The organism is Amycolatopsis rhizosphaerae (assembly GCF_007713715.1).
In the GTDB taxonomy this organism is placed as follows: domain Bacteria; phylum Actinomycetota; class Actinomycetes; order Mycobacteriales; family Pseudonocardiaceae; genus Amycolatopsis_E; species Amycolatopsis_E rhizosphaerae.
In genome coordinates this window covers 1-9,877 of record NZ_VJWX01000258.1, presented here as the reverse complement: position 1 = coordinate 9,877, position 9,877 = coordinate 1, and the positions used below count along the sequence as shown (strand labels likewise).

Sequence of the window (9,877 nt, the reverse complement as noted above, 5' to 3'; positions counted from 1 at the left end):
CTTCCGGGTGGTGGCCGCGGTGGTCTTCTTCGCCGCGGTCTTCGTGGTGGTGGCCGCCTTGGCCGCGGTCGCCTTCGGTGCGGCCTTGGCGGCGGTCGTCTTCTTGGCCGTGGTGGCCTTGGCCGCGGTCGCCTTCGGCGCCGCCTTGGTGGCGGCGGCAGCGGTGGCCCGCGTACGCGTGGCGGTGGTGGTGCGGGTCGCCGTCGGGCGGGTCGCGGTGGCGCGGGTGGAGGTCGCGCGCGCGGTGGTGCCCCGGGTGGCGGTGGTGCCCGCGGCGGCGCGGGTCGTGGTGGTGGCACGCTTGACCGCGGTGGCCTTCGGCAGCTTCTTCGCGCCGCTGATGACATCCTTGAACGTCGTGCCGGCGCGGAACGCGGGGACGTTCGTCTTCTTCACCCGCACGGTCTCACCGGTGCGGGGGTTGCGCGCGGTCCGGGCCGCACGAGCACGCTTCTCGAACACACCGAAGCCGGTGATGTTCACCTTCTCGCCCTTGTTGACCGTACGGATGATGATGTCGACAAGACCGTCGACGGCCTCCGACGCAACCTTCTTGTCGCCCAAACGCTCGGAGAGCGCCTCGATCAGCTGGGCCTTGTTGGCCATTCCAGTCCTCCATGAAGAACTACTTGTCACACGGCCACATCGGCCGACTTGCGCACACGGTATTACCAACCGGCCGGAAATTCCAAACGGCGCGCGGAATTTTTCCTGCCCGCCAGGGTGGTTTCCGCCCTCCGAGCGACCCCACAGGGGGGCTCCGCGCGCCGTTCGGCGTGGTGTGGTGTGCCCGCGATTCCCTTGCTGAGCAGGGAATCTACGACTACGAGGTGGCCGTTTCGGTCGTCACCGGCAGCCAGCTGGGACGTTCGGCCTCGAACCGGGCGATCTCGTCGGAGTGGCGCAGGGTGAGAGCGATGTCATCCAGTCCCTCGAGCAGCCGCCAGCGGGTGTAGTCGTCGATGGCGAAGGGGGCGACGAAGTCCTTGGCCCGCACGGTCTTCTCCTCGAGGTCGACCGTGACCTCCGTGCCGGGGTCGTTCTCGAGGATCTTCCACAGCTGCTCGATGTCGGACTGCTCGCACTGGGCGGCCACCAGACCCTGCTTGCCGGCGTTGCCCCGGAAGATGTCGGCGAACCGCGACGAGAGGACGACCCGGAAGCCGTAGTCCATCAATGCCCAGACAGCGTGTTCGCGCGAGGATCCGGTGCCGAAGTCCGGGCCGGCCACCAGCACGCTGCCCGCCTTGAACGGCTCCTGGTTGAGGATGAAGCTCTCGTCACCGCGCCAGGCGGCGAACAGGCCGTCCTCGAAACCGGTGCGCGCGACCCGCTTCAGGTAGACGGCTGGGATGATCTGGTCAGTGTCCACGTTGGACCTGCGCAGCGGCACTCCGATGCCGGTGTGAGTCTTGAACGGCTCCATGGTGGTTGGCTCCTTGTCCGGGTCTGTGGGGTCAGTTCGACGCGGTGGTGGCGGGCTGCAGGTCCTCCGGGGAGGACAGGGTGCCGCGGACCGCGGTGGCGGCGGCCACCAGCGGGGACACCAGGTGGGTGCGGCCGCCCTTGCCCTGCCTGCCCTCGAAGTTGCGGTTGGAGGTGGACGCGCTGCGCTCGCCGGGCTTGAGCTGATCGGGGTTCATGCCCAGGCACATGGAGCAGCCGGCCTGACGCCACTCGGCCCCGGCGTCGGCGAAGATCTTGTCCAGCCCCTCGGCCTCCGCGGCCTGCCGCACCCGCATCGAGCCCGGCACCACGAGCATCCGCACCCCCTCGGCGACCTTGCGGCCCCGCAGGACGCCCGCGGCGGCCCGCAGGTCCTCCAGGCGGCCGTTGGTGCAGGAGCCGAGGAACACGGTGTCCACGCGGATGTCGCGCAGCGGCGTGCCCGGCTCGAGATCCATGTAGGACAGGGCCTTCTCGGCGGCCTGACGCTCGTTCTCGTCGGCGATGGCCTCGGGGTCGGGGACCGAGGCCGACAGCGGCAGGCCCTGCCCGGGGTTGGTGCCCCAGGTGACGAACGGGGTCAGCTCGTCGGCGTCGAGGTCCACCTCGGCGTCGAACTCGGCGCCCTCGTCGGTGTGCAGCTGCCGCCAGTAGGCCACCGCGGCGTCCCAGTCGGCGCCCTTCGGCGCGTGCGGGCGGTCCTTGAGGTAGGCGAAGGTGGTCTCGTCGGGGGCGATCATCCCGGCACGGGCGCCCGCCTCGATCGACATGTTGCACACGGTCATGCGGGCTTCCATGGACAGCGCCTCGATCGCGCTGCCGCGGTACTCCAGCACGTAGCCCTGGCCGCCGCCGGTGCCGATCCTGGCGATCACGGCGAGGATGATGTCCTTGGCGGTCACGCCGGGGCGCAGCCTGCCGTTGACGTTGATCGCCATCGTCTTGAATGGACGCAGCGGCAGGGTCTGGGTGGCCAGCACGTGTTCCACCTCGGAGGTGCCGATGCCGAAGGCCATGGCCCCGAAGGCGCCGTGGGTGGAGGTGTGGCTGTCGCCGCACACCACGGTCATGCCGGGCTGGGTGAGGCCGAGCTGCGGGCCGATGACGTGCACGATGCCCTGCTCCGCGTCGCCCATCGGGTGCAGCCGGACACCGAACTCCTTGCAGTTGCGGCGAAGGGTCTCCACCTGGGTGCGGGACACCGGGTCGGCGATCGGCAGTTCGATGTCGACGGTGGGGACGTTGTGGTCCTCGGTGGCGATGGTGAGATCCGTCCTGCGGACACCGCGGCCGGCCAGCCGCAGGCCGTCGAACGCCTGGGGGCTGGTGACTTCGTGCACCAGGTGCAGGTCGATGTAGAGCAGATCGGGCTCGGCGCCTTCGCCGCGGCGCACCGTGTGCGCGTCCCACACCTTCTCGGCCAGTGTGCGAGGCCGTGTCTCGGACATCCGCGCTCCTCCCAGGAGGTTGGTTGGGAGCAAAGGAACTCGGGTCACGGGTCCGCGTCGAGTCCGTGCGGGCGCGGAACTCGAGTCCGATGTTTCCCAGATAGTGGACTTCCCATGATTCGGGAAGCTAGTATCGCTTCGTGGGACAGCATAGCCCTTCTCAACAGCACAGCGGCATCGGTGTTCTCGACAAGGCCGTGGCGGTCTTGCAGGCGGTGGCCGAAGATCCCTGCGGGCTCGCGGAACTGTGCAGCCGGACCGGTCTGCCGCGCGCCACCGCGCACCGGCTCGCGGTCGGCCTCGAGGTGCACCGGCTGCTGCGCCGCGGCCCCGACGGCCGCTGGCGGCCGGGGACCGCGCTCGCCGAACTCGCCGGGGGCACCACCGATCCCCTGCTCGACGCCGCCGCCTCGATCCTGCCGAAGCTTCGCGACATCACGGGCGAGAGCGTGCAGCTCTATCGCCGTGACGGGGTCCAGCGTATCTGTGTGTCCGCTTCGGAACCGTCCAGTGGCTTGCGCGACACCGTTCCCGTCGGCACCCGGCTGCCGATGACCGCCGGTTCGGGCGCCAAGGTGCTCGCCGCGTGGGCGGATCCTCACACCCAGCGGGCGATCCTGGCCGACGCCGTCTACGGCGAACGCACCCTGCTGGAGGTGCGCCGCCGCGGCTGGGCGCAGAGCGTCGCCGAGCGCGAGCCCGGCGTGGCCAGTGTTTCCGCGCCGGTGCGGGATTCCTCGGGTACCGTCATCGCCGCGGTGTCGGTGTCCGGCCCGGTGGAACGGATCGGGCGCAAACCCGGTGCCCGGTGGGCGGCGGATCTGCTCGCCGCGGCGGAGGCACTGCAGGAACGGATCTGACGAGGCGGCGGGACGACCCGCCGCCCACGAAGGGAGAACGCCTTGGTCCGCAGGCGCCATACCAAGGCTTCTCGCCTTGCCACCGCGGTCACCGTGGTGACGACGGCCGCGACGGCGGCGTGCACCGCGGGCACCGCACCGACCGGTCCCGCCGCCACGCCGCCCGCTTCTCCCCCGCCGCAATCGCCGTCACAGCAACAGGGCACGCCCGGCTGGGAGCTCACGCATCCCGGGCCGGAACACGCGATCGAGGGGTACGCCGACCACACCTCCGTGGCGCCGGGCGAAGACGTGCGACTGTTCGTGAGCACCACCGCCGCCCACTACACGGTGACCGCCTACCGGATGGGCGCCTACCGCGACTCCGATGCGCTCGAAGTGTGGAAGTCCCCGGAGCAGCCGGGGCGGCGTCAGGCCGCCGCGACCGTGCAGAAACCGACCAGCACCGTGGTGGCCCCGTGGGAGCCCTCCCTGACCGTCGCCACCCGGGACTGGGCGCCGGGCGACTACCTCTTCCGGCTCGACGGCGACAACGGCGCGCAGCAGTTCGTCCCGCTGACCCTGCGAACCCCTTCCAACGCCGGGAAGATCGTGATCGTCAACGCGGTCACCACCTGGCAGGCCTACAACCGCTGGGGCGGCTACAGCCTCTACGACGCCCCGGACGGCAAACGCGCCAACCGTTCCCGTGCGGTGTCCTTCGACCGTCCCTACCAGGCCAAGGACATGCAGGGAGCGGGCGACTTCCTCTACTTCGAACTCCCGCTGCTGCGTTTCGCCGAGCGCGCCGGGCTGCCGCTGGGCTACGCCACCGACGTCGATCTGCACGCCGATCCGCACCTGCTGGACGGGGCGCGGGCGATGGTGACGCTCGGGCATGACGAGTACTGGTCGAGCGCGATGCGCGAGCACACCACCCAGGCCCGCGACCGCGGCGTGAACCTCGCGTTCCTCGGCGGGAACGAGATCTACCGGCACATCCGGTTCGAGGCCACCGGCACCGGGCCGGACCGGCTGGAGGTGGACTACAAGTCCTTCGGGGAAGACCCGTTCCACCTCACCAATCCCGCGGAGGCGACGCCGGAGTGGCGTTCGCCACCGATGCCCCGGCCCGAGAGCGTCCTGCTCGGCAACTACTACCACTGCAACCCCGTGCACGCGGACCTCGAAGTGGCCGACGATTCCAGCTGGCTGCTGAGCGGGATCGTCCACAACGGGCAGAAGCTGCCCGGCCTGGTGGGCAACGAGTACGAGCGCGTCGACCTGTCCGTGCCCACGCCCCGGCCCATCCAGGTGCTGTTCCACTCCCCGCTGACCTGTGGCGGGCACGCGGACTTCGCGGACGTGAGCTACTACACCACCGCCGGTGGCGCCGCGGTGTTCTCGGCAGGCACCCAGTACTGGATCTGCGCGCTGGACGCGCACTGCCCGGCCAGCGGCGGGGATGCCGAAGCCGGCCGTGCGATCGGCGCGATCACCCAGCGGCTGCTGGCCGCCTACGCCGAAGGCCCGGCCGGAACCGCGCACCCCGCCCGGGACAACCTGGCCGCGCTGCACGTCCCCGGCGCGTGAGCGATCCGCCGCGGCGAGCGGGTCAGTTGATGCAGGCGACGCCGTCGGCGATGATGGGCGGCGGCCCGGAGGAAGACGGCGGCGAGACGGCAGGGGAAGTGTCGCCGAGCGCCGAACCGCCGGAGGCGCTGCCCGCGGGCTGGAGGTCCGGACCGGCGTAGTCGGCACCGAGATGGATCCGGATGTGCCCGGAGGTCAGCGCGGAATCGGCCACCACGCTCACACCGTCACCGAGGTACCGCGCCAGCTGCTCGGCGTTGGCCCGCTGCCCGCTCGCGTAGTCCACGACCGTGGTGCGGCGGGACGCGATGTTCGCCTGGGTGCCGGTGCCGTAGCCGTGTGCGCTCAGATCCTGCAGCAGGCGGGTGGCGAGGCCGTTGACACCGCTGCCGTTGTCCACGTCCACGACCACCCTGGCGGCGGGGCGCGGCAGTGTCGCGGACGGCACGGATGGCACCGACGAAGACGACACTGTGGACGATGGCGGGGCGGGGTCGGCCCCGTCGATGGTTTTGCGGATGAACGCCTGGATCTGCGCGGGGTCGACCTGGATCGAGTCGCCGTCGGAGGTCTTGTAGTCGACGTTGATCACCGGGATGGTGTTGAACTGGATCTTGCCGCCGGAGAGGTTCCGCAACTGCTGGGCGAAGGTCAGGATGTCCCAGCCCTGGTCCAGGACCACGGTCTTGCGCAGCGCGTCGATCAGGTTGCCCAGTTTCGTGGGATTGGTGAGGGTCCCCGCGGACAGGACCGTGTGCGCCATGCTCGCCATGAAGGCCTGCTGCCGCCGGATGCGGTCGAGGTCCCCGTTCAGCAGGCCGTGCCGCTGCCGTACGAACGCCAGTGCCTGCGCCCCGGAGATGGTTTGCTGGCCGGCCGGGAAGTTCGCGCCCGAGTAGGAGTCGTGCACGGGCGCGAGCAGGCACACCGGCACGCCGCCGACCGCCTCGCTCACGTCGTAGAAACCCACCAGGTTGACCGAAGCGAAGTGGTTGATCTTGAGTCCGGTGAGCTGTTGCACGGTCTGGATGGCGTTCTGCGCGCCCGCCTGCGCGGCCTGCACGTTCAACTGCGGACCGCTGACCCCCTGCGCGCGCAGCTTGGTCATCGCCGCGACCTGTGCGTAGGTGTAGGCGGAGTTGATTTTGTGCTTTCCGTAATTGCCCGCAAGCTGTACGTAGGAATCGCGGGGGATGGAAAAGGCGACCGCGTTCCCGCCGCCCGCGGGAATGTGCACCAGGATCATGGTGTCGGTGTTGTCGCCACCGTCGCTGGCATCCCCGGCGTGCAACTGGTCCAGGAGGTCCTGCGGCAGCGGGTTGCCCTGGGCGTCGGTGCGGGTGTCCAGGCCCACGAGCAGGATGTTCTGCTCGTCGGCGGGGCTGGTGGACGCACCGGGGTCGATGACGTCGACCGTGGACAGGCTGCTGGTCAGCCGGTGGACCTGGAACCAGCCGGCCCAGGTCCCGGCGAACACCGACAGGGATACCAGCGCGATCACGGTTCTGCCGATGATCCGCGCCGATCGAGACGCACTCACGCCCTGAGCAAAGCATCGATCAGCTGCGAACGGGGTGAAAAAACGCAAAGATCCTGGTCACTTTCCGGCCCGGGGCCGGGATCTTTCACCTGAACTGCCCTTTTCGGCCCGTCCCGAGACCGGTAGTGCGACTACCGGGACAAGCGCGCTCCTGGCTGACGGTCACCCGGCAAAGCCATGATCACGGTATGAAAGCCGCTGTATTGAACGCGTTCGGCGCACCGCTGTCCGTCGAAGAAGTCCCCGATCCGGTCCTCGGCACGGGTGAGGTGATCGTGGACGTGGCGGCGGCGAGCGTGCTGCCCTACCTCGGCGAGGTCTTCAGCGGGGAACGGCAGTACCTCCTCACACCGCCGGCGGTCCCCGGGGCAGGCTCGGTGGGGCGCGTGCGGGCCGTCGGGCCCGACGCGACCCGGCTCGCCCCCGGCGACTGGGTGCTGTGCGACCCCACGATCCGTGCCCGCGACCACGCGCTGACCCCGGACATCACCCTGCAGGGCCTGACCGCCCGGGGCGAGGGCGGACTGCGCCTGCAGCGGCACTTCGGCTCGGGCTCGTTCGCCGAGCGGTTGCTCGTGCCCACCGAGAACGTCTTCCCGCTGGGCGAGATCGACCCGGCCGAAGCGGGGCGGTGGACCGCACTCGTCGTGTGTCTCGTGCCCTACGGCGGGCTGCTGGCGGGCGGGCTGCAGCCCGGGGAAACGGTTCTGGTGAGCGGCGCCACCGGGAACTTCGGCAGCGCCGGGGTCGCGGTCGCCCTCGCGATGGGGGCGGCGCGGGTGATCGCGCCGGGCCGCAACGAAGCGATGCTCGCCGAACTGGAACGCCGCTTCGGTAGCCGGCTGCGGACCGTGCGCCTGACCGGGAACGAGGACGAGGACCGGGAGCGGATGAAGGAGGCGGCACCGGGCGGGATCGATCTCGTGCTCGACCTCCTTCCCCCCGCCGCACCCACGACGGCCGTGCGGGCCGCCGCGATGACCGTCCGCGAGTACGGCCGCGTCGTGCTGATGGGCGGCGTCGGCATGCTGGGCGGCGACCCGCTCGCCCTGCCCTACCCGTGGCTCATGCGCAACAACGTGACCGTGCGCGGGCAGTGGTTGTGCCCGCGGGAGGCGAGCCCGCGGCTCATCGAACTGGCGAAGGCGGGATTGCTGGATCTGACCGGGTTCGAGGTCACGGAGTTCGCTCTCGACCAGGCGAACGAGGCGGTGGCCCACGCGGCCGCGACCGGCGGAAGGTTCGCCCTGACCGCACTGTGCCCCTGACCCCCTGACCTCGGCTGGCCTGGGGCAAGCCGTGAAGGGTCCCTTCACAGTCGAATCGACTGTGAAGGGACCCTTCACGGCCAATACTCACGCGACTTTGCCGGGGCCTGCAGGTTGCTGTGAGGGGCCCCCTCACGGGGCGTCCAACAGGGAATGCGGCCGCCGGGTCGCGCGGTGATCAAACAGGTGTTCGAAGTTCTGGGTAGACTGCGTCCATGACGGGAGGACTGCAAGGATCGCTGTTCGGCGCGTCCACCGAGCTCGGAGTCGGGTCCCTGCAGGGAATCCGGCGCACGCCCCTGAGCCGCGGAGCCTGGATCGACGTCCTGCCCGACTGGCTCCTCGGCGCCGACGCGCTCTTCGAAAAACTCGTCCGCGAGGTGCCTTGGCACGCCGAACGGCGCCGCATGTACGACCGAGTGGTCGACGTGCCTCGGCTGCTGTGCTTCTACGGCGAGGGCGACGAGCTTCCCGATCCGGTGCTCGACGAGGCCCGCTCGGCCCTGAGCCGCCACTACGCCGCCGAACTCGGCGAGGAGTTCCGCACCGCGGGCCTGTGTTTCTACCGCGACGGCCGGGACAGCGTCGCCTGGCACGGCGACACCATCGGCCGGGGCTCGACGGAAGACACGATGGTCGCGATCGTGTCGCTCGGCGCGCCGCGTTCGTTGCTGCTGCGCCCGCGCGGCGGTGGAGAACGTGGCGCGACCGTCCGTCAACTCCTGGGCCCCGGCGATCTGATCGTGATGGGCGGCTCCTGCCAGCGCACCTGGGAGCACGCCATCCCCAAGACCGGCAGGCCGGTCGGGCCCCGCATCAGCATCCAGTTCCGGCCGCGCGGGGTCCGGTGAGGCTCAGGAGCGCGCCCAGCGATCCCCGGCGTGCGCCCATTCGCGCTCCCAGCGGGCGGCGCGCCTGCGGTCGAGCACGAGCCGGACGATCCAGTACAGGCCGACGAGTCCGAGTGCGGCCACCATCCAGGTGAAGGCGGCGGCCAGCACCCCGGTGGTCACCGCGTCCGCGGTGCTCATCGGCGCGGGCACGGGTTTGCCGGAGTCCGACAGCCAGATCGGCACCTGCGTCCCCGCCGAGGTGCCCGGATCGGCGGCGATGCTGCCGGTCTGTTCGGTGCCGTCGGCGGCCCGCCAGTGCGCGGGCACGGAGGACGAACCCGAATTGCTGCTCAGGTACGCGCCGTCGGTGGCCGGGACGGGCGTGGGCGCGTCCTGCAGCAGCGTGGCGGTGACCGGGTGCCGGGAGGCCTGCTGCCCGGCGGCGACGGCCAACTGCCCCCGATAGGTGTTCGAGCCCAGGAGCACGGCGAACGGAAGTGCGATCAGCAGCCCCAGTGCGACCACGGCCAGTACCGCCGCCTCGACCCGGTCCGACCGCCGGGCCAGCGGGTTTCGCCCCGGGCGGATACGGCGCCGGAATCGGGCGAAACACCCGAATGGTCCGCTCACGGCCACCAGTCCCCCTTTCTCAGTTTCCTGCGAACACAGACCTTCGTTACCCACTTTGCCGCGAGGTACCCGAATCGGCCCGTGAACGAGACCAAGACCGCTCTGAGCCACCGGTCACAGCACAGCGGGAGCGGCGCCGCACGGTTGCCGGTTCCATGCTGACACGGATGCGGGCGGTGACAACATCGACCGAAAGCATGATGGTGACAGTCCGGAAACAGGGCACAAATGGCTCTACCAAGCCGAAATTCCCCGCACGGTGCCCGTAACGGACCGTGAC

General features: G+C 70.3%; 9 protein-coding genes. 4 read left to right on the top strand and 5 right to left on the bottom strand.

The window, feature by feature from the left end:
* From FNH05_RS23025 to leuC, 3 genes are all read right to left on the bottom strand, one after another.
* A partial coding sequence (locus tag FNH05_RS23025) for an HU family DNA-binding protein (RefSeq protein WP_144590799.1) occupies positions 1–606 on the bottom strand: 606 nt, incomplete at its 3' end.
* A gap of 217 nt (positions 607–823) precedes the next feature.
* The gene (gene leuD / locus FNH05_RS23020) at positions 824–1,426 is read right to left on the bottom strand and encodes a 3-isopropylmalate dehydratase small subunit (protein ID WP_144590798.1); all 603 of its coding nucleotides are present in this window, start codon (positions 1,424–1,426) and stop codon (positions 824–826) included.
* Between the two features lie 31 nt (positions 1,427–1,457).
* A complete protein-coding gene (gene leuC, locus FNH05_RS23015; protein WP_144590797.1) occupies positions 1,458–2,894 on the bottom strand; it encodes a 3-isopropylmalate dehydratase large subunit in 1,437 nt (478 codons plus the stop codon).
* 140 nt (positions 2,895–3,034) lie between these two features.
* Here leuC and FNH05_RS23010 point away from each other — a divergent pair, with 140 nt between their 5' ends.
* Both FNH05_RS23010 and FNH05_RS23005 read left to right on the top strand, forming a co-directional pair.
* A complete protein-coding gene (locus FNH05_RS23010) occupies positions 3,035–3,754 on the top strand; it encodes an IclR family transcriptional regulator (protein ID WP_186382689.1) in 720 nt (239 codons plus the stop codon).
* A gap of 42 nt (positions 3,755–3,796) precedes the next feature.
* On the top strand, positions 3,797–5,326 hold the full coding sequence (locus tag FNH05_RS23005; RefSeq protein ID WP_246127898.1) for a N,N-dimethylformamidase beta subunit family domain-containing protein: 1,530 nt from the start codon (positions 3,797–3,799) through the stop codon (positions 5,324–5,326).
* Positions 5,327–5,348: 22 nt separating this feature from the next.
* Here the strand turns inward: FNH05_RS23005 and FNH05_RS23000 are convergent, their stop codons facing one another.
* Positions 5,349–6,866, bottom strand: a complete 1,518-nt coding sequence (locus FNH05_RS23000; RefSeq protein ID WP_144590796.1) for an LCP family protein — start codon at positions 6,864–6,866, stop codon at positions 5,349–5,351.
* Positions 6,867–7,054: 188 nt separating this feature from the next.
* Between FNH05_RS23000 and FNH05_RS22995 the strand changes: the two genes are divergently transcribed.
* Both FNH05_RS22995 and FNH05_RS22990 read left to right on the top strand, forming a co-directional pair.
* Complete coding sequence (locus FNH05_RS22995) at positions 7,055–8,134, top strand: alcohol dehydrogenase catalytic domain-containing protein (protein ID WP_144590795.1); 1,080 nt, start codon at positions 7,055–7,057, stop codon at positions 8,132–8,134.
* Positions 8,135–8,349: 215 nt separating this feature from the next.
* Positions 8,350–8,985 carry an alpha-ketoglutarate-dependent dioxygenase AlkB gene (locus tag FNH05_RS22990; protein WP_144590794.1) on the top strand — a complete coding sequence of 212 codons (636 nt, stop codon included), beginning with the start codon at positions 8,350–8,352 and terminating at the stop codon, positions 8,983–8,985.
* A gap of 3 nt (positions 8,986–8,988) precedes the next feature.
* Here the strand turns inward: FNH05_RS22990 and FNH05_RS22985 are convergent, their stop codons facing one another.
* Entirely contained in the window at positions 8,989–9,597 is a 609-nt protein-coding gene (locus tag FNH05_RS22985; RefSeq protein WP_144590793.1) for an Rv1733c family protein, read from the bottom strand.
* Positions 9,598–9,877 lie beyond the last annotated feature (280 nt).